A 21,244-nucleotide genomic window follows, 5' to 3' on the forward strand; every position below is an offset into this window, starting at 1 on the left:
GTGAAGTGATCTACGGATTCAGCGGTGGGGACGGGCGGCGCCGTCGAAGGACGTCAGCGGGGGTCCATCACGCTCTCACTCGTACATCGGGTCTGGAAGAACATGACAAAGACGTTACCCGGTTCCGTCGGCCCCGCACACCAACCTTTCGCCGCCCCGGCGTAGGCCGGGCGTTCGGCGAGCGCCCGGGGCCGGCCGTTTCCTTTCCACCCGGCTGTCCGCCAGGCCGTCCGATGCGGTTTGCCGTCGTTCTGGTGCTCTCGGGCGCCGGCTCCGGGCCGGCGTTCCCCGTGTGGGGTTCCTTACAAGGTGATGACATGGTGGCGAATCACACCCGCCTCACCCGCCTCTCAGGGCACTCTGGTTCCGGGTCGGTGACTCCTGTCCTGGAGAGACACGGAAATCCACCGGCCACCGCGCCGACCGGCACCGCCGGTTCGTGTCCTGCGGCAAGGGAAGCGGCTGCCGCGGAACAGCGCCCCGGAGCACCTCCGGGGCGCCGTGCGTGTTCCGCGACGGCCTCAGGGTCCCGGCCGGCGCCGTCTCTCGGCGGTGCGCCGGAGCCGGACGGCTGCTCCGCCCGAGGGACCCGGCTACTTCCAACGGCCGAGCGCGGCGAGTCCGCCGTCGCCGGCCTCCGGCGGGAGTGATTGGCTCGGTGGGGGACCGCCGAGCCCGGAGCCGGCCCGTCCGCCGCCGACGGGCCCGTCCGCGGCCGAAGGCACCGGCGCCGTCCCGAGCGGCCATGCCCAGGACGGGACGACACCCTCCGGTCCCCGACGACCGGCAGGGAGGCAGCCGTGACGGAGAATCAGATCCTCCAGGGCCTCGGCCTGATCGCCGTCCTGGCCGTCGGATCCCAGATCGTGGCGAGCCGGCTGCGGATCCCCGCCCTGATCGTCCTGCTGCCGGTCGGCTTCACCGCGGGCGCGCTGACCGACATCGTCAATCCCGACAAACTGCTCGGGGACGCCTTCTCCCCGATGGTCTCGCTCGCCGTCGCGGTGATCCTCTACGAAGCCGGGCTCGGCCTGGACATCAGCAGGCTGCACGGACACATGCACCGTGTCGTGGCACGACTGATCTGGATGGGCGTCCTGATCACCTGGGGGGTCGCCGCCGTTCTCGCGGTGCCGCTGCTGGGCATGTCGAAGAGTTCGGCGGTCATGCTCGGCGTGATCCTCGTCGTCTCGGGGCCCACCGTCGTCGGCCCACTGCTCCACTTCGTGCGGCCGACCGAGCGGATCCAGCGCATCCTGATCTGGGAGGGGTCGCTGATCGACCCGGTCGGCGGCATCCTCGGCGCGCTCGTGTTCCACGCGGTCGTCGCCGACGACAGCAACGGTCTGCCCGGCAAGATCGGTCAGTTCGCGGCGAGTGCGGCCGTCGGACTGATCGGAGGCGCGGTGGGCGCCGCCGTGCTGTGGTTCCTCCTCGGCCGGCTGCACCTGGGCGAGGTGCTGGGGACGACGGCGCAGCTCGCCGCCGCGGTGGGTATGGCGGCCCTCTGCGACGCGATCCGGGACGACACCGGGCTCATCGCCGCGGTCGTGATGGGGATGGCCCTCGCCAATCTGCCGGGCGTCTCCCTCCCGGCGCGCCGCCCCTTTCTGGAGACCCTGGTCTCGCTGATCATCGGGCTGCTGTTCATCTCGATCTCGGCCACGGTCACCCCGGCGTCCCTGCGGCACATCATCCTGCCCACGCTCGCTCTCGTCGCCGCCCTGGTCCTGGCGGTCAGACCACTGGTCGCGCTGCTGTCGACCGTGCGCACGGACCTGACCCGCGGCGAGCGAGCGTTCCTCGGCTGGATGGCACCGCGCGGAATCGTCGCCGCGTCCACCGCCTCGACCTTCTCCGCCACTCTCGTCGCCGACCACGTCGGGGGCGCCCAGAAGATCCTGCCCGCCACCTTCCTGGTGATCGTCGCCACGGTGACGCTGTACGGGCTGAGCGCGCACCCCGTGGCCCGGCGCCTCGGCGTGCTGCGCCCGGCCCGGGCCCGCCCACTGCTCGTGGGCGGCGACCCCTGGGCGATCGACCTGGGCCGCGCGCTGCGCTCCGCCGGCCTGGACGTGCTGATGTGGGCCGGACGGGAGGAGCAGCGCGACCTGATCCGGGGCGCCGGACTGCACCTGGCGCCGGGTGAGCTGCTGGCAGCGGCCACCGGCGAGGGAGCCGAGCTCGAAGGCATCACCGGCGTTCTGCTGCTCACCGAGGAGGACGACTTCAACGCGCTGGCCTCGGAGACCCTGCGCGGCGCGGTGGACGGGTTCGTGCACCGGCTGGGGCCGCCCGGCCTGAGCCATGGCGTGGTGGCCCCCTACACGACCGGGGACACCCTGTTCGGGGCCGGACTGAGCAGACCGGAACTGGCCCGTCGCTACGAGGGCGGCGCCCGGATCGTCTCCGGCCCGGCCGGGAACGGTATCCCGGACGGACACGCGCTGCTGTTCCTCGTGCGTCCCGACGGCCGGCTGGATCCGGTCACCGACACCCGCACCCCGGTGCCGGAGGCCCGGGACACCGCGATCCTGCTCGGTCCCGCCCGTACACGGGACCCGGTGCGGGCGGACTGACGGCGCCCCGTCCGGCCCTGGCCGGCGTCCCGGCGCGGTTTGGCGAGCTGCCCGGCCCCTCCGACACCAACGGTCCAGTGCGGATTGCGGTCCGCCCGCCGGATGGATCTCATGGTTCCCATGCAGCGACAAGCTTCTGAGCCAGACGACCTCGTACCGCCGATGGAGCGTTCGCACTGGGTGGCCTTCGCCGGAATCCTGCTGATGGTCAGCGCCCTGTTCAACCTCCTCACCGGCTTCGTGGCGATCTTCAACCACGGCTACTACTCGAAGGTGTACTCCCAGGGCAACCGGTTGCTGATCCTCAACTACACGGCCTGGGGCTGGATCTTCGTCGCCATCGGCATCGTCATGGCCGTGCTGAGTCTCGGTGTGCTCGTGGGTTCCAGAGGGGCGCGGCTGGGGGCCATCGGCCTCGCCGCGTTCAGCCTGATCGCGCAGATGATCTTCCTGCCGGTCTACCCGTGGTGGTCGGTGTTCACGATGCTCGTGTCCCTGCTGGTCATCTACGGCCTGCTGGCCGAGCCGAAGCATGTGCACGGGGCGCGGGTGTAGCCGGTCCGGCGTCTTCGTTCAGCCGCGTTGCCGGTCGAGTGACTCGTCGAGCGTGGTGGCGGCCATGATCAGCGACAGATGGGTGAACGCCTGGGGGAAGTTGCCCAGTTGCTCGCCGCTGGGGCCCACCTCCTCCGCGAAGAGCCCGACGTGGTTGGCGTACGTATGCATCTTCTCGAACGTGTAGCGCGCCTCGGCCAGCCTGCCGGAGCGGGCCAGCGCGTCGACGTACAGGAAGGTGCACAGACTGAAGGTGCCCTCCGAGCCGCGCAGGCCGTCCGGGGAGGCGGCGGGGTCGTAGCGGTAGACGAGGCTGTCGGAGACCAGCGTCCGGCCCATCGCGTCGAGCGTCGACAGCCAGGTCGGGTCCTTCGCGCCCAGGAAGCCGACCCGGGGGATGAGCAGGAGCGAAGCGTCCAGGACGCCGCCGTCGTAGTGCTGGACGTACGCCTTCTCCCGCTCGTTCCAGCCGCGGTCCATCACCTGCTCCAGGATCGTGTCCCGCGCCCGGGTCCACAGCGCGGTGTCCGCCGGCCGGCTCCAGTCGTGGGCCAGCCGCAGACCGCGGTTGAACGCGGCCCAGCACATCACGCGGCTGTACGTGAAGTCCTTGCGTCCGCCGCGGGTCTCCCAGATGCCCTCGTCCGGGCGGTCCCAGTTGTCGGCGAGCCAGTCCAGGGTGCGGGAGACGGCCTTCCAGCCCGCGTAGTCGGCCTGGACTACGAGCTCACGCCCCTCCGAGATGCCGTAGAGGGCCTCGCCGTAGATGTCGAGCTGGAGCTGGCCGGAGGCGGCGTTGCCGACCCGTACGGGGGAGGAGCCGCGGTAGCCCTCGAAGTGGTCCAGGATCTCCTCGCCCAGCAGGGGCGTGCCGTCCACGCGGTACATGATCTGGAGCGCTTCGCCTTCCTGGTCCAGGCGTTCCACCAGCCGTTCGCGCAGCCAGTGGGTGAACGCCGTCGCCTCCTCGGCGAACCCGAGGTCGATCAGGGCGCGCAGGGACAGGGACCCGTCCCGTACCCAGGTGTAGCGGTAGTCCCAGTTGCGTTCGCCGCCGATCTGTTCCGGCAGTCCCATGGTGGCCGCCGCGACCGGGGCGCCGGTGGGCGCGTAGGTGAGGAGCTTGAGGGTGATCGCGGAGCGGTGCACCATGTCGGGCCAGCGGCCCCGGTACCTGGAGTTCCGTACCCAGTCCTGCCAGAAGTCGAGGGTCCGCGCCAGGTTCTCCTCGGTCTTTGGCACGGTGGGCGGCGGCGGTGCCGTGGCGTCCGGACCGTCCACCGTGAACACGGCCGCCGCCGTCTCGCCGGCCTTCAGGGTGACCGTGCTGCGGACGTCCCGGCCGTCCCGCTCCAGGGGGAAGGTGCTCTGGAGGAACGCGCTGATCCCCGGGCCGCGGAACGCGGCGCCGTCGGGACCGACGGTGAGTTCGTGACCGGCCCGCCCGTAGTCGAAGCGCGGACGGCACTCCAGGGCGAACTCCATCGTTCCCCGCACCGTCCGCACGGTACGGACGAGGCGGTGCCGGGCGGAAGCGGTCCCGGAGCGGTCGGGCGGCATCCAGTCGAGGACCTCGCCCACCCCGTCGGGTGACATGAACCGGGTCACGAGCACCGCCGTGTCCGGGTAGTAGAGCTGCTTCCAGGTGCCCTTCGGGCCGGAGGGCGCCAACCGGAAGAAGCCGCCGCGGTCGTGGTCGAGCAGCGCGGCGAAGATGCTGGGGGAGTCGAAGCGCGGGGCGGCGAACCAGTCCACGACGCCCTTGGCGGAGACCAGAGCGGAGCACTGGAGATCCCCCACCAGGCCGTGGTCGGCGATGGGCGGATAGCGGTCCATGGTGATCCAATCTCGAGGATCCAGGCATCTTCACTATCCGACATGCCGGTCATGTGTGCTTGTCCGCCCTGGACGAGGTCCGCGACACGGGCGGTGACGCGACCCGTCAGGACCTGTCGGTATGGCGTTCAACGGACGCATCGCGCGGACGGGTACCGGCCCGCTCGGCGCGCGATCCGCCGGCCTTCGACGGCTCCGGCGTCGCGCGAGGACGCGCGGAGCGGGGACGTCCGGTCCGGTCCGGGGGAGGTGACAGACTGGCGCCATGGACGAGCGCGCATTCGACAGGTCCGGCCAGCATGCTTCCGTCATCGGTCTGGGCACCTGGCAACTGGGGGCCGACTGGGGCGAGGTGAGCGAGAAGGACGCCCTGGCCGTGCTGGAGACGGCGGCGGAGACGGGGGTGACCTTCTTCGACACCGCCGATGTGTACGGCGACGGGCGGAGCGAGGAGACCATCGCCGGCTTCCTGCGCGGCCGGCCGGACATGCACGTCATGGTCGCCACCAAGATGGGCCGCCGTGTCGACCAGATCCCGGAGAACTACGTCCTCGACAACTTCCGTGCCTGGAACGACCGTTCCCGCCGCAACCTCGGGGTCGACCGCCTCGACCTGGTGCAGCTCCACTGCCCGCCGACACCCGTGTACTCCTCGGACGCGGTGTACGACGCCCTCGACACCATGGTCGAGGAGGAGCGGATCGCGGCGTACGGGGTGAGCGTCGAGACGTGCGACGAGGCACTGGCCGCCATCGCCCGCCCGAACGTGGCGAGCGTCCAGATCATCCTCAACGCCTTCCGTATGAAGCCCCTGCGCCAGGTTCTGCCGGCGGCCCGGGAGGCGGGCGTCGGCATCATCGCGCGGGTCCCGCTGGCCTCCGGGCTGCTCTCCGGCAAGTACACGAAGGACACGGTCTTCGCCGCCGACGACCACCGGACGTACAACCGCCACGGCGAGGCCTTCGACCAGGGCGAGACCTTCTCCGGGGTCGACTTCGCGACGGGCGTGGAGGCGGCGGCCGAGTTCTCCGCCCTCGCCCCCGAGGGGTACACGCCGGCCCAGCTGGCCCTGCGGTGGATCGTCGCCCAGCCCGGCGTCACCACCGTCATTCCGGGAGCCCGGTCGCCCGAACAGGCCCGCGCCAACGCGGAGGCCGCGAAGCTGCCGGAACTGTCCCGGGCGACGCTGGACGCCATCGACGAGCTCTACGAGCGGCGGATCAAGGAGCAGGTGGAGAGCCGCTGGTGACACCGACGCGGGACCCGCGGTCGTACCGCACCAGGTTCCCTGGAGCCCCGTGCCACCGGGTCCCGCACCGTCCGGCGTCACCGGGTCCCGTGCCGTCGGGTGCCACACGATCCTGCAATCCGTTCCCGCGTCTCAGCCCCCGGAGGGCCGCGCCGCCGCGAGCGCGTCGAGCTGGCGGTCGTGCACCCGGCCGAGCACCAGCACCGAGACGGTCGCGCCGATCAGCGCGCAGAACATGTCCCACTGGGTGTCCCACACATCGCCCTGGGTCGCCAGAAAGGCGTCCGCGCCGTGCCCGCCGATCACCGCGGCCGCCCACTCGAACATCTCGAAGAGGGCGCTGAAGGCGAGACACGCGCACACGGTCAGGGGCGCCAGCCACCGGCTGCCGCGCAGCGGTGACGTCCTGCTGAGCAGCTCCCGCACCAGGACGGCCGGCACGAAGCCCTGCATGAGATGTCCGAACCGGTCGTACGGATTGCGGTCGAGCCCGAACGTGTCGCGCGCCCAGTCGCCCAACGGCACCTGCGCGTAGGTGTAATGGCCGCCCACCGCGAGCACCAGCGCGTGCGCCGCGAGAAGGCAGTACAGCAGGTTCGTCAGCGGGAACCGCCGCCGGCCGAGTACCACCAGCGGCAGCCCCACGAGCACCCACACGGTCTCCAGCAGCCAGGTCATCGGGTCGCGCGCGTGCCACGCGGAGAGCGCCATACCCGTCACGACCACCGCCAGGAGCACGGCCGGGAGGGCCTTGCGCCGGGCGTGCTCGGGGAAGGCGGGGTGCGGGCCGGGCGGCGCGAGGGCTGATCCGGGCATGACGGGCTCCTTCGTCCAGGTGGCCCCATGGTGGTGGAGCGCCGGGGAGGGTGGCATGAGTACGGGTACTCACCCGCGCCTGTGACCCGGGTACGCACCCGTGGTGACCCGCGCCTGTGACCCGGGTACACATCCGTGAGGTGACGAACATGTTCGTGACGTACTTGTTCGCAACGAACATGTTCGTTATCGTGAAGGAGTGACAGGACAACCCGCCCCCCGCCCCAGCCGCCGCGAGCGCCCGGCCAAGCCGGCCCTGACCAGGGACGGCATCGTCGGCACCGCCGTGGCGCTGATGCGCGCCGAAGGACTTCAGCGCGTCACCATGCGCCGCCTGGCGCAGGAACTCGACACCGGACCGGCCTCGCTCTACGTCTATGTGCGCAATACCGCCGAACTGCACGCGGCCGTGCTCGACGACCTGCTCGGGGGAGTCGACCTGGGCCCGGCGCGGGCGGACGGCGACTGGCGCGACCGGCTCGTGCGGATCCTCACCTCGTACACGGCCGTGCTGTTCGAGCACCCGGGGCTCGCCCGCTCGGCCCTGGTGGCCCGCCCGTCCGGCGAGCGCTACCTGGACCTGGTCGAGGCGCTGCTGTCCCTGCTCGACGGGGGCGGTGTCCCCGGCGACCGGGCGGCGTGGGCGATCGACCTGCTGCTCCAGTTCGCCACCGCCACCGCGGCGGAACACGCCGCGGGGGACAAGGGGGCGACCGAGACCGAGGGCGAGTGGGCGGCGCTGGACTCGGCGGTCCGCGGTGCCTCCCGCGAGCGGCACCCGCACATCGCCGAGCGGGCCGCCGACCTGCTCTCCGGTCCGGGCGAGGCCCGCCTGGACTGGGGCTTCCACGTCCTGATCAACGGCGTCCTGCGCACCGCTCTCCCCGACCCGCCCGGTGCGCCGACCGCGACCGCATCACCCGACACGCCGTGAGCGTCCCCCGGTGACGGCCGCCACCACCCGGCGGCGCCGTCACCGGGAGCCGACGGACACCCCTGTATCGATGTACCGAGGAGACTCCGCCATGACGAACACCCACCACCCCATCACCGTGATCGGCGCAGGCCTGGGCGGCCTCACGCTCGCCCGCGTCCTGCATCTGAACGGCGTCGAGGCCGTGGTCCACGACCTGGACGCCTCACCGGCGGCCCGGCCCCAGGGCGGCATGCTCGACCTGCACGAGGACGGGGGCCAGGCCGCGCTCCGCGCCGCGGGTCTCCACGACGGGTTCCGCGCGCTCATCCACGCCGGCGGCGAGGCCATGCGCATCCTCGACCGGCACGCCACCGTCCGGATGGAGGACACCGGCGAGAACGAGTCGCGTCCGGAGGTCTCCCGGGGTGCCCTGCGCGACCTCCTGCTCGGCTCGCTGCCCGAGGGCCGCGTCCGCTGGGGCTCCAAGGTCACCGCGGCCCGGCCGCTCGGGGACGGCCGGCACGAGGTGACCCTCGCCGACGGAGGCACCTTCACCACCGACGTGCTGATCGGCGCCGACGGCGCCTGGTCGCGGGTGCGGCCACTGGTCACGGAGGCCACCCCGGTCTACTCCGGCCTCTCCTTCGTCGAGATGCACCTGCTCGACGCCGACACCCGTCATCCGCGGGGTGCGGAGGTCGTGGGAGGAGGCGTCCTGTTCGCGCTGGGCGAGGAGAAGGGCCTGCTGGGCCACCGTGACCCGGACGGCTCCCTGCACGTGTACGCGGCCCTGCGCGCGCCCGCCGACTGGGCGGTGTCCGGCGCCGTCGACTTCACCGACGCCGAGACGGCCAGGCGGAGCCTCCTGGAGCACTTCGACGGCTGGGACGAGAGCCTGCGCTCCCTCATCGCCGAGGCTGACGGCGAACTCGTCGCCCGGCCGATCCACGCCCTGCCGCCCGGTCTGCGCTGGGAGCGCGTCCCCGGCGTCACCCTGCTCGGTGACGCCGCCCATCTGATGTCCCCCTTCGCCGGTGAGGGCGCCAACCTCGCGATGCTCGACGGCGCCGAACTGGCCGCCGCGCTCATCGCCCATCCCGGCGACACCGAGAAGGCCCTCACCGTGTACGAGGAGGCGCTCTTCCCGCGCTCCGAGAACGCGGCGACCGAGTCAGCCGCGAACCTCGCCGTCTGCTTCGGCCCGGACGCGCCGCAGAGCCTGGTCGACCTGATGAACCAGTACCGGGGCGAGTCCGACTGAAGTTCGTCGAAGGGACCCGTCATGCGGTTTCGGCGTTGAGGACCGGCCCTGCGGGCTTGCGGGTGTGGGCCCATGCGGGGAGCACGGTCAGCATCGCGATGGCCAGCAGGATGGCGAGCGCGGCGGTGAGCAGCCACGGTCCCGGGGGCATGACCTGCGTGCCGAAGAGCCAGTACAGGCCGAGCCCGACCGGCATGCCCGCCGCCACTCCGGGCACGGCAGGCAGGAGTTGTGCGACACAGAGTGCCGTGACGACCTGGCCGGGGGTGGCACCGAGGGTACGGGCGATGGACAGGGCGCGCCGGGCCTGCACCGCGGTGCTCCAGCCGAGGAGCACGGTGTTGAGCGTGGACAGTGCCACCAGCGCGACGCGGAAGGCAGTGCGGGTTGTGCTCGCGCGGAACCTCGGACAGACCGGGCGTTCGGTCCATGAGCAGGCTGATCACCACGGCGGTGCAGGCGTTGGGGTGCGTACGGCCGGCCGGGACGGTGGTGAGACCGAAGGCCCTGGCGGCACCGGAAGAGGCCGCGGCGCAGGACGTCCGTACAGGCATCCGCCGCCCTGGGGCGAGACGTGGCCCGAACCGCGTACTACGCGTGACGCCCCGCCCCCGCGGCAGGGGACGGACGGGATGAAGCGTCCCCACCGCCGCACCACTGGTCCGTGTGGGGGAGTGGGGCCGGTAGATCGGCCGGGACCGTTCACCGGGCCGGTGGCGGCACATCGCGGCGATGGAGATCCGGCGCCGGGACCGTCCCCGCACCGTGACCACGGGAGCCTGTCCGCGCCGTCCCAGGTGCGCGCTCGTGGCGGCATCATCGCGAACCCGGCCTCGTCCTCGAAGACGATCCAGGCCCCGAGACGCACTGACGTACGGAGGCGTCGATATGACAGCTCGTCAGGGGAGCCGCCGCTCCCGGCGGGCTTCCGCGGTGACGCGCGGCCGTGCGGGAACGCCCGTTCCCGCACGGCCACTTGGCCCGCTCACTCCCGGCCGGCCGCCCCGCGCAGTGCCGCGATGGCCGTCCCGATCGCCTGCTGGAGCTCCTCCAGGCGCTGCACCATGTCGTCCTCGTAGATGTCGTCGGCGTCGTCGAAGGTCAGCTCCTCGAACACCTTCGTGGCCTTCTGAAGGCTGCTGTAGAACTTCGTCCGGCGTTCCTGGACGCGCAGTTCGGGGTCTGCCTCCACCGTCTCGACGACGAGGTTCTTCATGGTGTCGTACGCCTCGGTGGCCCACTCTCCCGCGTCCTCGCCCTCGTCGAGCTCGTCGAGGAGGGACAGATGCCGTTCGGCCTCGGAGCGCAGCTCCGCCGGAGCGTCAAGCGTCTGTCCGGCCGGCGTCCTGATCTGGCCCTTCTCCGCGATCTGGCGCACGTAGCCGATGCGGTCGGCCGCCCTGTTCTCGATGGCCACCGCCTTCTTCAGCTCGTCCGTGCGGGCGATGTCGCGGGCCAACTCGGTCTGGAGCGCCGGGTCTTCCTTCACCCGGTCGAGGAGTGCGGCCCGCGCCGCCTTCGCCGTGGAGGGGTCGGCGAGGATCGCGGCCCGCAGCGCGGTCGGGTTCTCGGCCACCTCCAGGGCCTTGGTGGGACGGATGCCCTCGGCCTCGGCGGCCTCGGTGATGGCGGCGCCGCGCTCCGAAGAGGCGCTGGAGCGCGCGGTGTAGTAGGCCGACCAGGCGTCCCCGTCCGGCAGTTCGACGTCCGCGCCGGGCAGCAGGGCCTCGAAATGGGGGACCAGGCCGTCGTCGGCGGCCCTGTCCCAGGCCTTGTAGTAGCGCATGACCCGCTCGGGCGAGCAGCCGGCCAGCTCCGCGAACTCCTTCGCGGACACCTTCTGCGTGTCCTCGGCGGACTGTCCGCCCGGACGGACACTGCGCGCCACCTTCAGTGCGAAGGCCCAGCCGCCGTTCCGCGCGTAGGCGCCGAAGTCATGCGCGTCGCGCTCGATGAGGCCGGGAACCCCGGTCTGCGTGGCGCCGTCTTCTGACGAGGTGATGGCTGCGGTCACCGGGAACTCTCCTGGGGTGGTGGGGCGTTGATGTCACGGAGGATGAAGCTATGGCCTAAGGTCTGCGTGGAACCAAGGAGACACGCGGAGACCGCGACCGCAGCGGACACCCCAGTAAATCCGAAATGTGCAAGCCAGAAACGACGCGATGTGATGACCTTCACCCCGATGTGGCAGAAAGTGATGAATTCCTTACGGCTGTGTCACGTACGGGTGTGTATTGGCCATCGCGCGACCGCGGGAGGATCTTTCGTGCGACCGTTCACTCTCAACTACGCCCGGCCCTCAGGGCAGTCGGCCGCTGTACCCCCGTACCACTTCGACGTGTCCCTGCAACTGAACGTGCTGCCCGACGGCCGTCCGGCCGTCAGTGACCGCGCGCTGCTGATGGCGGCCGGCACCACGACCTCGACGGCCGGTTCTCAGACGCACTTCGACGACTGACGGATGCCGCGCGCATGACGGTTCTCATACTCACGGCCGAACAGGACGTCACCGCCGACATGGTGGTGGCCAGACTGCATGAGCGCGGTGTGCCCATGGTGCGCCTCGATCCCGCCGACGTGCCCGGCAAGGCGGTGCTGTCGGCCGACTACGCCCACGGTGACTTCGACGGCTATCTGTCGGTCAACGGCCATGTGCTCAGCATGGGAGGCCTGCGTTCCGTGTGGGTGCGCAGGCCGGGCGAGCCCGCGGCCCATGCCGCGGAACCCTCCGCGTGGCTCACCGCCGAGACCAGGCAGGCCCTGTTCGGCATGCTCTACTCCGCCTCGACCCGCTGGATGAACCACCCGCGCCGTGCCGACCAGGCCCGGCACAAGCCCTGGCAGCTCAGGGTGGCGCACAGCAGCGGGTTCGCCGTGCCGCCCACCGTCATCACGACCGCTCCCCGGGTGGCACAGCAGTTCGTGGAGGAGCACGGGGACGTGGTGGTGAAGTCGGCCTCGGGGCCGCCGCCGGGTGAGCCTCCGGCGGCCCTGCCCACCACGCTGGTCGGACCCGGTACGGACTTCTCCGGCGTGGCGGCCGGTCCCGCCCTGCTCCAGCGCTACATTCCCCGACGTGCCGACATCCGGCTCACCGGCATCGGCACCCGGCTGTTCGCCGCCCGCAAGGCCGCCGAGCCCGGTCAGGTCGACGGCCGGTTCGGCGAGGCGGACAACGGCTGGGAACCCACGCCGGTGCCCCACCGCATCGCCCGTTCGGTCCACGACTACCTGGCCTTCACCGGACTCGCCTACGCGGCCTTCGACTTCGCCGAGGACGCGGACGGCATCTGGTGGTTCCTGGAGTGCAACCAGGGAGGCCAGTTCGGCTTCATCGAACTGGAGACCGGACAGCCCATCGCCGACGAGGTCGCCGTGTGGCTGGCGCAGCGAAGGTCCGGCCTCCGTATTCCGGAAGGACACTGACATGAGAGCTCGGTGACGAGCCGCACTACGTGCCGGTCCGGAAGGAGTCGAGGAAGGCTTTCAGCGCCTGCCGGTTGGCGGCGGTGTCCCAGTCGTCCGCCGGGGTCGTCCAGCGCAGCGAGAAGCCCCGGTGTCCGCCGATGAGGAAACCGCGGCCGAGGGTGCGCACTCGTACGCCCTGGGACACGGAGTACCACTCCATGTCGGCGCCCTTCATGCCGCGATAGGTCACCGGCCGGATGGCGCCCACCCGTTCGTATCCGGTGGACACGGCGCGCAGGGACGGTTCCAGGTCGCTCCAGACGGCGACCGGGTCCGGCCCGAGCTGGGTGCTGTAGGTGACGGCCAGGGTGCGCGGATCGCCGCTCGCCCCGAACGTCACCCGGTAGGCGAGATCGTCGGAGGACTGTGTCTCCACGGGTTTCCAGCCCGACGGCAGGGCGACGGCGAAGCCCTGGGGCGCCCGGTAGAGGGAGAAGCCGGACGGCAGGTTCGCGCCGGCGGTGGCCGAGGGGGAGGGGGAGGGGGACGGCTTCGCGGACGCCGTGGGCGTCTCCCGGCCGGCGGGCGCGCCGGCACCGGTGGGGGCCGCGGACGGCGCGCGCGTGGCAGTCCGGGACGCCGCCGGGCCGGACGCGGAGGTGTCGTCCCCGTCCGGCGGTCCGCCCATCGAGGCGAACACCAGGGCACCGGCGACCGTGACGGCGAGGGCCGTGCCCAGCAGAACCGGCCGGCCCACGGGCAGGCCTCCGCGGCTGCGCCCCGGATGCCCCTTGCCCTCGCCCTCCGCACGCCCGTCGCGGTGGTCCCCGGCGGGATCGAGGAGATCGGGCAGCGGCTCCGGCGGCGTGACCTCCTCGAAGTTCTGCCGGAGGATGCGCGTCAGCGACTCCCGCACGACAGCCTCGGGCACCCGCTCCACGGGGTCCCAGCGCAGCAGGCCCAGGATGGCGGGAGCGAGCGGGCCCGCGCCGCGCGGGGCCCTGACCGGCAGCCGGTCCACCGCCCGGAGCGTGGCCTCCGCCTCGCCCCGGTCCCGTACGGCCGGCCGCCCCTCGACCAGCGCGTACATCATCGCGCCCAGCGCCCAGAGATCGGCCGCGGGTGCGCCGCCCTCGCCGCGGGCCTGTTCGGGGGAGGCATACGAGGGAGCGGTGACGCGGGGCGCGTCGGCGGACGCCGTCAGGCCGAACCCGGTCACGGTGACCGTGCCGTGCTCGTCGGACCACACCTGGCTCGGGCCGAGTTCGCGGTGCACGACTCCCTCGCCGTGCGCGGCGGTGAGGACATCGAGGACCCCGAGCCCGATTCCGGCAGCCCGCACATGATCGACGGGACCGTGCAGGAGGAGTTCGGACAGCGGGGCACCCGGAGGCCGCTCCGTGACGGTCCACAGGAAGCCCGGCTCCTCGACCACGTCGAGGACCGCGGCCACCCCTCCGTGACAGGCCGGCCCGAGGATCTCGGCCGTACGCAGGATCCGGTCGGCGGCGGGCTCCGGCGTCCCCTCGCCTCCTTGTCCGGCGGCACGCGACCGGGTCAGGACGACGGGCCGTCCGAAGGCGGTGTCCTCGCCGTGCCACAGGACCTGGCCCTCCTCGCGCAGGAACACGTCGAGCAGCCGGTATCTCCCGGCGATCAACTCGCCCGCGGAGTCATGCGCCTTGGCCATCGTCATCCTTCGTCGTGTACCGGACATTCGTCTTTCCCAGAAGTACGCGGGATGTGACGAAGAGTGTTCAACGGGAGACGGCTGGAGATGAGTGTTTTTACCCGGACGTCCGGCCGTCGCGCGCCCGTACGAACAGTTCAGGCCCCTGTTTCCCACCGTTTCACCGACCGGACGTTTGGCCGGGACCGTGCTCCGAAGTGCGCACCGAACGCCAACTCGCCTTTAAGTAGACGGAGTTGAAGCGTGGCTTGGAACTGGTGAGTGCCGGTGCCGTCGGGACATGGACACCGGCGGGCCGCCCGGGAAAGATGCCAGATGCACGCAATGCTCCCCGACCGTCGTGTCCAGTCGTCGCCCGCCGCCCGAGCCGTCCGGAGGCCGTCCGTATGAGTGTCCGACCGCTGCCCCAGAGCCCGCCCGCCGAGCAGGGAGTCGACGCCTCGGGCATCACCGCGTTCCTCGACGCCGTCGAGGCCGACCCGGACATCGAACCGCACAGCCTGATGATCCTGCGCCACGGGCACCTCGTCGCCTCCGGCTGGTGGGCGCCGTACACGCCGGATCGTCTCCAGCTCCTCTACTCGCTCAGCAAGAGTTTCACCTCCACGGCCGCCGGATTCGCCGTGGCCGAGGGCCTGTTGGACCTCGACCGGCCCGTGATCTCGTACTTCCCCGAGTTCGCGGCCGACATCACCGGTCCGCGCAGCCGCGCGATGCTCGTCCGGCACGTCGCGGCCATGGCCAGCGGCCATCTCACCGAGACCTGGGCCGACGCGCTCCGGCTCGACCGGACCGAGACGGTACGCGGCTTCCTGCTGATCCCGCCGGACCGCGACCCCGGCACCGTCTTCGCGTACAACCAGTCCGCCACCTACACGCTCGCCACGATCCTCCAGCGCGTGACCGGTCTGTCGCTGACCGGCTACCTGAGGCCCCGCCTGTTCGACCCGCTGGGCATCGGTGAGACCGACTGGACCCGCAACCGGGCCGGCCGGGAGATCGGCTTCAGCGGGCTGCACGCCGCGACCGACGCCGTCGCCCGGCTCGGCCAGCTCTATCTGGACGAGGGCGTCTGGGAGGGGCGGCGGCTCTTGCCGGCCTCCTGGATCGCGGAGGCGACCCGCGCGCACGTCGCGACCGCGGACGGTACCCCCGAGGGCGCCCGGTCGGACTGGCAGCAGGGCTACGGACTCCAGTTCTGGCGGGGACGGCACGGATACCGCGGCGACGGGGCGTTCGGACAGTTCTGCGTCGTACTGCCCGAACACGACGCCGTGATCGCGACGACCGCGGCGACCGACCGGATGCAGGAACTGCTGGACCTGATGTGGCGGCATCTGCTGCCCGCGTTCGGGACGGCACCGCTGCCGGCCGCGGGCGAGCGCGACGAGGCGCTGCGCCGACGGCTCGCCCGGCTCGCCCTGCCGCCCGTCGAGGCCGCGGCCGGGCCCGTGGAGCCCCGGGGCGTCTGGTCGCGGGCGGGGTTCGTTCCCGAGGGAGGCGTCTGCACGGCCCAGCGGACACTGACGGGCGTGACCGTCGCCGAGGACGACCAGGGCGCCCGCGTCACCCTGGCCGAGGGGGACCGGCGACTCGAGCTGCGGCTCGGAGGAACCGGCTGGAGCGTCGGTCCCGGCCCGACGCCGCTGGCGGTGAGCGGCGGCTGGACCGCCCCGGGCACCCTGCGCGTCGACGTGCTCTTCCTGGAGACCCCGCACCGGCTGACCGTGGAGTGCGTCCTTGCCGGCCGCACCTTCACCGCCCGCTGGCACACGACCCCGCTCCACATCCGCTCCCTGGAGTCCCTCCGGGCGCCGTCGCGACAGCCGTCAACCGGTACCCGGGAAACGCCACGGCTCGCCACCCCTTCCGCCACGTAGAGATATCCACCACCATGCATATGCCGAGGTCCTGACGGGCGGACGCGGGCTCTTCCGCCCACGCCTCCCGCGTGCCCTGCCGAGCCGAGGGAACCGGAGCCGACTCCGGGGTGATGCATGACGAACCTGATGTGGACGCGGAGCGTGGAGTGGCTGGCGGCGGCCGCCATGAATCCGAGGGCGTGCAAACGCCAGTGGGACCAGGGGAGCGGTGGTGTGCTTCTGGAGGCCGGGCGCTACTGGGACGTGCTGAGCGTGCCCGAACAGCTCGGCCTGCTCGCCCTCGACATCCTGTGGTCCGACCCGGTCCAGGTACCGGGGCCCACGCTGGTCGACTGCGCGGCGCAGCGCGTGGGATTCTTCCTGCCGCCCGACCCCGAGAGCCGGTGGGAGGGTTCGGGGCTCCGCCACCTCGGCAGGGGATCGTGGGTCGCCGTACCGCCGCCGTACCGTTCGGCGGGACCGCTGGAGTGGATCGTGCCGCCGGACGGGACGGGCGTCCTGCACCCCGTGGTCTCCCTGGAACTGGCGCTGCGCCAGGCCAACGGGACACTCGCCGTCCTGGCACCGCCGGCCGGCGAGTAGACCCGGCCACCCACGGAATCGGGAGACCTATCCGGTCCCGTAGAAGTGCGCCTGGCCTCCGCGCCACTTCACCCACGCGGGATCGTCCAGCAGATCCTCCGCGTCCGGTAGTCCCGCCCGGCCGAGGAACTCCAGAAGATCCTCGTCCGAGAACGCCACGCCGAGGTCCTCGCCCCGCGCGGTCACCTCACGGCCACTGGTATCCAGGGCCGGATGCACAACCAAAGGAGCGCGTCCGGACATGTATCCAGGATCGTCCTTCCGGCCGCGCCGCGCATCCCGGCGGACGGACACGGGCGAACACCGGTCGCCGTACGGTGGGGAAGTGGTTGTATTCGGTACTGAATGCGGTACCGGTTCTCGGTGAGGAGCTTTCGATGGGCGCGACGGACCTGGCGGCGATCGAAGCGGAGCGTCAGCGGATCAGGGACGCCCATCTGAATCCGGAGAGGGCGCGGAGCACGGCCCGCGGCGTGCACCATGTCGCGCTGCTCTCCGCGGACGTGGAGCGGACCGTACGGTTCTACCAGGGCGTCCTGGGTTTCCCCCTGACCGAGATGATCGAGAACCGGGACTACAAGGGCTCGACCCACTTCTTCTTCGATCTCGGCAACGGCAACCTGCTCGCCTTCTTCGACTTCCCCGGCCTCGACGTAGGGCCCTACGCGGAGGTGCTCGGCGGACTGCACCACCTCGCCATCTCGGTCGACCCCGCCACCTGGCGCGACCTGCGCGACCGGCTCGACGCCGCCGGGGTGGAGTACATGGAGGAGAGCGGTGTGTCGATCTACTTCCGCGACCCCGACGGCGCCCGGATCGAACTCCTCGCCGATCCGCTCGGCGAGATGTACGGCAACAAGGTCCTCTGAGCCCCCAGGGCGGGGGCCGGGGCCAGGGCCGGAGCCAGGGGCTGCGGCCCCGGGCTCAGCGGCTCAGCGCAGGGTCTCGGCCCAGTTGTCCGGAACACGCCCAGCGGGGCCGGGTGCGGGCTGGTCGAGCGGGTGGCTCACCGGGGGAGCGAGGTCGGGACCGGACTCGTAGAGCTCCGAGGTGTCGTAGTCCCAGAACCAGTTCTCGCCCGGTTCGAAGCTCTGGATGACCGGATGCCCGGTGCCGCGCGCGTGCGCGGTGGCGTGTTTGGCCGGGGAGTCGTCGCAGCAGCCGATGTGACCGCACTGGGCGCAGCGCCGCAGATGGAACCACCATCCGCCGACGGCGTCGCACTCGGTGCAGCCGGTTCCGCTCGGCGGTGCGGAGGGGTCGATTCCGTTCGGCGTGGTCATGACGGCTCCTCGGAGGATTCCGCGGCGGTTTCCGCGGCGGTCAGGGGCAGGCGCACCTGGAAGCGGGTGTCCCCGGGCACGGACTGCACCAGCAGACTGCCGTGATGCTTGTTGACGACGATCCGCCAGGAGATGTCCAGGCCGAGACCGGTCCCCTCGCCCACCGGCTTGGTGGTGAAGAACGGGTCGAAGATCCGGTCGCGGATCTCCTCGGGCACTCCGGGACCCGTGTCACGGAACTCGACGAGCACGTGGTCGCCGTCGGGCGCGGTCCGCACCGTCAGTGTCCCCTCGCCGGCCATCGCGGAGGCGGCGTTGTCGATGAGGTTCGTCCACACCTGGTTCAGCTCGCCCGGATAGGCGGGGATCCGGGGCAGCGCACGGTCGTACTCCTTGACGACCTTGATGCCGGAGCCCATCTTGCCGGCGAGCATCATCAGGGTGCTGTCGAGCAGGTCGTGCACGTCGGCGACCTGGTAGGGCGCGCGGTCCATCTGCGAGTACTGCTTGGCCGCGTCCACGAGATGCGAGATACGGGTGGTGGAGTCCTCGATCTCGTTCATCAGCAGCTCGGTCTCGACCGTGTAGTTCAGCCACCGGACCGCGCCTTCGAGGGTCGGCCCGTCCACGGCCGCCGCGACCTGGTCCAGCCAGTCCGTGTCGAGACCCGCCTGCACGAACGTCGGGGCGAGCTGCCAGCCGTCCGCGATGTCGTGGTCGTCGAACCAGTCGGCCAGCGCGTCCTCCCGGTCGGAGGCCTCCAGCGGGCTCAGCGGGGTGGCCTTGGCGACCTGCTCGGCGGTCCGTTCCTGGATCTCGACCAGCGTCTCCAGAGCGTCGCGCGCGTACGGTCCCGCGGCGATCATCCCCAGCTTCTGCCGCATGTGCGCCACCCGGTCACGCAGCGAGGAGGTGGCCCGCACGGCCGCCGCGGCAGGGTTGTTGAGCTCGTGCGTGAGCCCCGCCGACAGCGAGCCGAGCGCCAGCAGCCGCTCGCGCTGCCCGACGGTGCGCTGGGCGTTCTGGCTGCCGAAGAACATGCCCTCCAGCAGATGGACGGCCATCGGGAACCAGTCCCGCAGGATGGCGGCGAACGTCGCCGCGGGCAGCACGAAGAACCGTGACGGCTCGGTGACCCGCACGGACCCCTTGTACTGCGCGTCGCCCGGATCGCTGAGATACGCCTGCATCGCGCCCGCGTACACCCCGCGCTGCGAGGTCCGGTTGATCTCCACGTCATCCGCGCCGACCCTGCGCGACATCACGAGCGTGCCTTCGAGGAGCACGTAGAAGCAGGTGGCCGGATCACCCTCGGTGTAGACCGGCCCGGGGTCGAACTGCTCGGTCCGGCCCTCCCGGCACAGCCGGTCCAACTGGTCGCTGTCGAGCTTCTCGAACAGGAACAGGGTGCTCAGTTCGGCCGCGTCGCACGGCACCGGCCGCCCGCTCACGACTGCTCCAGATAACGGTGGACGAGCATGACGGCCATGGCTCCCTCTCCGACCGCGGACGCGACCCGCTTCGCCGACTCGGCGCGGGCGTCCCCGGCCACGAACACGCCGGGCACATTGGTTTCCAGGTGGTACGGAGGCCGGTCGAGCTCCCAGCCGCGGGGCGGCTGCCCGTCGGGTGTCATGTCCGGGCCCGCCACGATGAATCCGCGGGCGTCCCGCAGGACCGTGCCCTCCAGCCAGTCGGTGAGCGGGGCCGCGCCGATGAACACGAACATCCACTGCGCGTCGACGAGTTCGGTGTGGCCGCTCGCCACATCGCGCAGGGTGAGCTGCTCCAGATGGCCGTCGCCGTGCGCGGACTCCACGACCGTTCCGGTGCGCACCGAGATGTTCGGCGCGTCGGAGATCTGCTGGATCAGGTAGTGCGACATCGAGGCGGACAGCGAGGAACCGCGCACCAGGATGGTGACGGACTTGGCGCCCCGGGCCAGATACATCGCCGCCTGGCCGGCCGAGTTCGCGCCGCCCACGATGTACACGTCGTGGCCCTGGCAGGCGGCGGCCTCGGTCAGCGCCGAGCCGTAGAAGACGCCGCAGCCCGTCAGCTCGGCCAGACCGGGCGCCTGGAGCTGGCGGTACGACACTCCGGTCGCGAGGATCACCGCGTGCGCGGAGATCGCGGAGCCGTCGGAGAAACGGATGGTGCGCGAGGCCCCGGTGACCTCCAGTCCGGTCACCTCCCGCGCGGTGAGGATCTCGGCGCCGAACTTGGCCGCCTGCCGCCGCGCCCGGTCGGTGAGCTGTCCCCCGGAGACGCCGTCGGGGAAGCCGAGATAGTTCTCGATCCGTGAACTCTGGCCCGCCTGTCCGCCGGTCGCGGAGCGTTCCACGAGTACGGTGCGCAGCCCCTCGGACGCCCCGTACACAGCGGCGCCGAGTCCGGCCGGTCCCCCGCCGATCACGACGAGGTCGTAGAACTCCGAGGTGGGCGTCGTGGCGAGTCCCACGTGCGCCGCGATCTCCGGATCCTCGGGCTCGACGAGCGGGGTGCCGTCCGGGGTGACCACCAGCGGCAGCCGGTCGCCGTCCTGCCCGGCGGCGCTCAGCAGCCGCTGCCCCTCGGGGGTGTCGGACGAGTACCACCGGTACGGCACCTGGTTGCGGGCCAGGAACTCCCGCACGCCCGAGGAGCGGGCCGACCAGCGGTGCCCGACCACCTTGCAGGCACCCACGGGCCGGTAGTCGCTGGCCCGCCAGGCGTCCAGGAGGTCGTCGACGACCGGATAGAGCTTCTCCTCCGGCGGATCCCAGGGCTTGAGCAGGTAGTGGTCGAGGTCGATCACGTTGATCGCGTCGATGGCCGCGTTGGTGTCCGCGTACGCGGTCAGCAGCACCCGGCGTGCGCCGGGGTACACGTCGAGGGCCTGCTCCAGGAACTCGATGCCGTTCATCTGCGGCATGCGGTAGTCGGCGAGGATCACCGCCACCTGGTCACCGCGCAGCTTCAGCTCGCGCAGGGCCTCCAGCGCGGCGTCCCCGGACTCCGCGCGCACGATCCGGTGCCCCTCGCCGTAGCGGCGCCGGAGGTCACGGGCGACGGCTCGCGAGACCCCGGGGTCGTCGTCGACGGTCAGAATGACGGTCCGCGCCGGACTGGCGGCCTGGGTCATACCTCTCCCACCCCGAGCAGGTCAGTTGCGTTCCGGCCGAGCGGACGCCGGGGCGCTGCGGG

Annotated in this window: 19 protein-coding genes and 1 pseudogene; 10 read left to right on the plus strand and 10 right to left on the minus strand. The window is 71.6% G+C overall.

Annotation, left to right across the window (positions count from 1 at the left end; translation table 11 throughout):
• Positions 1-800: 800 nt before the first annotated feature.
• Together OG485_RS38580 and OG485_RS38585 are read left to right on the plus strand one after the other, a co-directional pair.
• Entirely contained in the window at positions 801-2,579 is a 1,779-nt protein-coding gene (locus tag OG485_RS38580) for a cation:proton antiporter (RefSeq protein WP_328673255.1), read from the plus strand.
• 120 nt (positions 2,580-2,699) lie between these two features.
• Positions 2,700-3,134: a DUF7144 family membrane protein gene (locus OG485_RS38585; protein ID WP_328673256.1), complete on the plus strand. Its 435-nt coding sequence runs from the start codon at positions 2,700-2,702 to the stop codon at positions 3,132-3,134.
• A gap of 18 nt (positions 3,135-3,152) precedes the next feature.
• Here the strand turns inward: OG485_RS38585 and OG485_RS38590 are convergent, their stop codons facing one another.
• Positions 3,153-4,976, minus strand: coding sequence for a glycoside hydrolase family 15 protein (locus OG485_RS38590; protein ID WP_328674812.1), 1,824 nt, complete (start codon positions 4,974-4,976; stop codon positions 3,153-3,155).
• A gap of 259 nt (positions 4,977-5,235) precedes the next feature.
• Between OG485_RS38590 and OG485_RS38595 the strand changes: the two genes are divergently transcribed.
• Positions 5,236-6,219, plus strand: coding sequence for an aldo/keto reductase (locus OG485_RS38595; protein ID WP_326783889.1), 984 nt, complete (start codon positions 5,236-5,238; stop codon positions 6,217-6,219).
• 132 nt (positions 6,220-6,351) lie between these two features.
• Here the strand turns inward: OG485_RS38595 and OG485_RS38600 are convergent, their stop codons facing one another.
• Positions 6,352-6,930: a DUF2238 domain-containing protein gene (locus OG485_RS38600; RefSeq protein WP_328674813.1), complete on the minus strand. Its 579-nt coding sequence runs from the start codon at positions 6,928-6,930 to the stop codon at positions 6,352-6,354.
• Positions 6,931-7,234: 304 nt separating this feature from the next.
• Here OG485_RS38600 and OG485_RS38605 point away from each other — a divergent pair, with 304 nt between their 5' ends.
• Both OG485_RS38605 and OG485_RS38610 read left to right on the plus strand, forming a co-directional pair.
• A complete protein-coding gene (locus OG485_RS38605) occupies positions 7,235-7,969 on the plus strand; it encodes a TetR/AcrR family transcriptional regulator (RefSeq protein ID WP_328673257.1) in 735 nt (244 codons plus the stop codon).
• A gap of 91 nt (positions 7,970-8,060) precedes the next feature.
• Positions 8,061-9,212, plus strand: coding sequence for an FAD-dependent oxidoreductase (locus OG485_RS38610; protein WP_328673258.1), 1,152 nt, complete (start codon positions 8,061-8,063; stop codon positions 9,210-9,212).
• A 19-nt stretch (positions 9,213-9,231) separates the two neighbouring features.
• Here OG485_RS38610 and OG485_RS38615 read toward each other — a convergent pair whose 3' ends face one another.
• The 3 genes and pseudogenes from OG485_RS38615 to OG485_RS38625 all read right to left on the minus strand — a co-directional run bounded on the left by OG485_RS38615 (position 9,232) and on the right by OG485_RS38625 (position 11,226).
• Entirely contained in the window at positions 9,232-9,573 is a 342-nt protein-coding gene (locus OG485_RS38615) for an FtsX-like permease family protein (protein ID WP_328673259.1), read from the minus strand.
• Positions 9,574-9,889: 316 nt separating this feature from the next.
• Positions 9,890-10,074, minus strand: a pseudogene (locus OG485_RS38620) (IS630 family transposase); the annotation flags it as partial.
• Between the two features lie 123 nt (positions 10,075-10,197).
• The gene (locus OG485_RS38625) at positions 10,198-11,226 is read right to left on the minus strand and encodes a hypothetical protein (RefSeq protein WP_443048858.1); all 1,029 of its coding nucleotides are present in this window, start codon (positions 11,224-11,226) and stop codon (positions 10,198-10,200) included.
• A 252-nt stretch (positions 11,227-11,478) separates the two neighbouring features.
• On the opposite strand from OG485_RS38625, the gene tgmA reads away from it, so the two are divergent.
• The gene (gene tgmA / locus OG485_RS38630) at positions 11,479-11,670 is read left to right on the plus strand and encodes a putative ATP-grasp-modified RiPP (protein ID WP_151467140.1); all 192 of its coding nucleotides are present in this window, start codon (positions 11,479-11,481) and stop codon (positions 11,668-11,670) included.
• 14 nt (positions 11,671-11,684) lie between these two features.
• Positions 11,685-12,638 (plus strand): ATP-grasp ribosomal peptide maturase, encoded by a 954-nt coding sequence (gene tgmB, locus OG485_RS38635; RefSeq protein WP_328673260.1) that lies wholly within the window; start codon positions 11,685-11,687, stop codon positions 12,636-12,638.
• Between the two features lie 25 nt (positions 12,639-12,663).
• Here the strand turns inward: tgmB and OG485_RS38640 are convergent, their stop codons facing one another.
• Positions 12,664-14,310, minus strand: coding sequence for a protein kinase domain-containing protein (locus tag OG485_RS38640; RefSeq protein WP_328673261.1), 1,647 nt, complete (start codon positions 14,308-14,310; stop codon positions 12,664-12,666).
• 386 nt (positions 14,311-14,696) lie between these two features.
• On the opposite strand from OG485_RS38640, the gene OG485_RS38645 reads away from it, so the two are divergent.
• The gene (locus tag OG485_RS38645) at positions 14,697-16,190 is read left to right on the plus strand and encodes a serine hydrolase domain-containing protein (protein ID WP_328673262.1); all 1,494 of its coding nucleotides are present in this window, start codon (positions 14,697-14,699) and stop codon (positions 16,188-16,190) included.
• A gap of 117 nt (positions 16,191-16,307) precedes the next feature.
• Positions 16,308-16,775, plus strand: a complete 468-nt coding sequence (locus OG485_RS38650) for a hypothetical protein (RefSeq protein ID WP_328673263.1) — start codon at positions 16,308-16,310, stop codon at positions 16,773-16,775.
• A gap of 27 nt (positions 16,776-16,802) precedes the next feature.
• On the opposite strand, the gene OG485_RS38655 is transcribed toward OG485_RS38650, so the two are convergent.
• Positions 16,803-17,018, minus strand: coding sequence for a hypothetical protein (locus OG485_RS38655; protein WP_326783881.1), 216 nt, complete (start codon positions 17,016-17,018; stop codon positions 16,803-16,805).
• 134 nt (positions 17,019-17,152) lie between these two features.
• Here OG485_RS38655 and OG485_RS38660 point away from each other — a divergent pair, with 134 nt between their 5' ends.
• The gene (locus OG485_RS38660; protein ID WP_328673264.1) at positions 17,153-17,644 is read left to right on the plus strand and encodes a VOC family protein; all 492 of its coding nucleotides are present in this window, start codon (positions 17,153-17,155) and stop codon (positions 17,642-17,644) included.
• Positions 17,645-17,707: 63 nt separating this feature from the next.
• Here OG485_RS38660 and OG485_RS38665 read toward each other — a convergent pair whose 3' ends face one another.
• From OG485_RS38665 to OG485_RS38675, 3 genes are read right to left on the minus strand one after another with little or no spacing between them, the layout of a single operon-like run.
• On the minus strand, positions 17,708-18,058 hold the full coding sequence (locus OG485_RS38665; protein ID WP_328673265.1) for a UBP-type zinc finger domain-containing protein: 351 nt from the start codon (positions 18,056-18,058) through the stop codon (positions 17,708-17,710).
• Entirely contained in the window at positions 18,055-19,509 is a 1,455-nt protein-coding gene (locus OG485_RS38670) for an ATP-binding protein (protein ID WP_328673266.1), read from the minus strand. Before OG485_RS38670 ends, OG485_RS38665 begins: the two co-directional genes overlap by 4 nt.
• A complete protein-coding gene (locus tag OG485_RS38675; RefSeq protein WP_328673267.1) occupies positions 19,506-21,182 on the minus strand; it encodes an FAD-dependent oxidoreductase in 1,677 nt (558 codons plus the stop codon). The genes OG485_RS38670 and OG485_RS38675 overlap by 4 nt, the downstream gene beginning before the upstream one ends.
• Positions 21,183-21,244 lie beyond the last annotated feature (62 nt).

Source organism: Streptomyces sp. NBC_00328, assembly GCF_036139655.1.
In the GTDB taxonomy this organism is placed as follows: Bacteria; Actinomycetota; Actinomycetes; order Streptomycetales; family Streptomycetaceae; genus Streptomyces.

Excerpts from the sequence above, each read along its gene's own strand:
- OG485_RS38650 (WP_328673263.1), top strand. The coding sequence starts at position 16,308 with ATGACGAACCTGATGTGGACGCGGAGCGTGGAGTGGCTGGCGGCGGCC.
- OG485_RS38595 (WP_326783889.1), top strand. The coding sequence starts at position 5,236 with ATGGACGAGCGCGCATTCGACAGGTCCGGCCAGCATGCTTCCGTCATC.
- OG485_RS38660 (WP_328673264.1), top strand. The coding sequence starts at position 17,153 with ATGGGCGCGACGGACCTGGCGGCGATCGAAGCGGAGCGTCAGCGGATC.
- OG485_RS38665 (WP_328673265.1), bottom strand. The coding sequence starts at position 18,058 with ATGACCACGCCGAACGGAATCGACCCCTCCGCACCGCCGAGCGGAACC.
- OG485_RS38645 (WP_328673262.1), top strand. The coding sequence starts at position 14,697 with ATGAGTGTCCGACCGCTGCCCCAGAGCCCGCCCGCCGAGCAGGGAGTC.
- OG485_RS38655 (WP_326783881.1), bottom strand. The coding sequence starts at position 17,018 with ATGTCCGGACGCGCTCCTTTGGTTGTGCATCCGGCCCTGGATACCAGT.
- tgmB (WP_328673260.1), top strand. The coding sequence starts at position 11,685 with ATGACGGTTCTCATACTCACGGCCGAACAGGACGTCACCGCCGACATG.
- OG485_RS38610 (WP_328673258.1), top strand. The coding sequence starts at position 8,061 with ATGACGAACACCCACCACCCCATCACCGTGATCGGCGCAGGCCTGGGC.
- OG485_RS38640 (WP_328673261.1), bottom strand. The coding sequence starts at position 14,310 with ATGGCCAAGGCGCATGACTCCGCGGGCGAGTTGATCGCCGGGAGATAC.
- OG485_RS38585 (WP_328673256.1), top strand. The coding sequence starts at position 2,700 with ATGCAGCGACAAGCTTCTGAGCCAGACGACCTCGTACCGCCGATGGAG.
- OG485_RS38600 (WP_328674813.1), bottom strand. The coding sequence starts at position 6,930 with ATGGCGCTCTCCGCGTGGCACGCGCGCGACCCGATGACCTGGCTGCTG.
- OG485_RS38675 (WP_328673267.1), bottom strand. The coding sequence starts at position 21,182 with ATGACCCAGGCCGCCAGTCCGGCGCGGACCGTCATTCTGACCGTCGAC.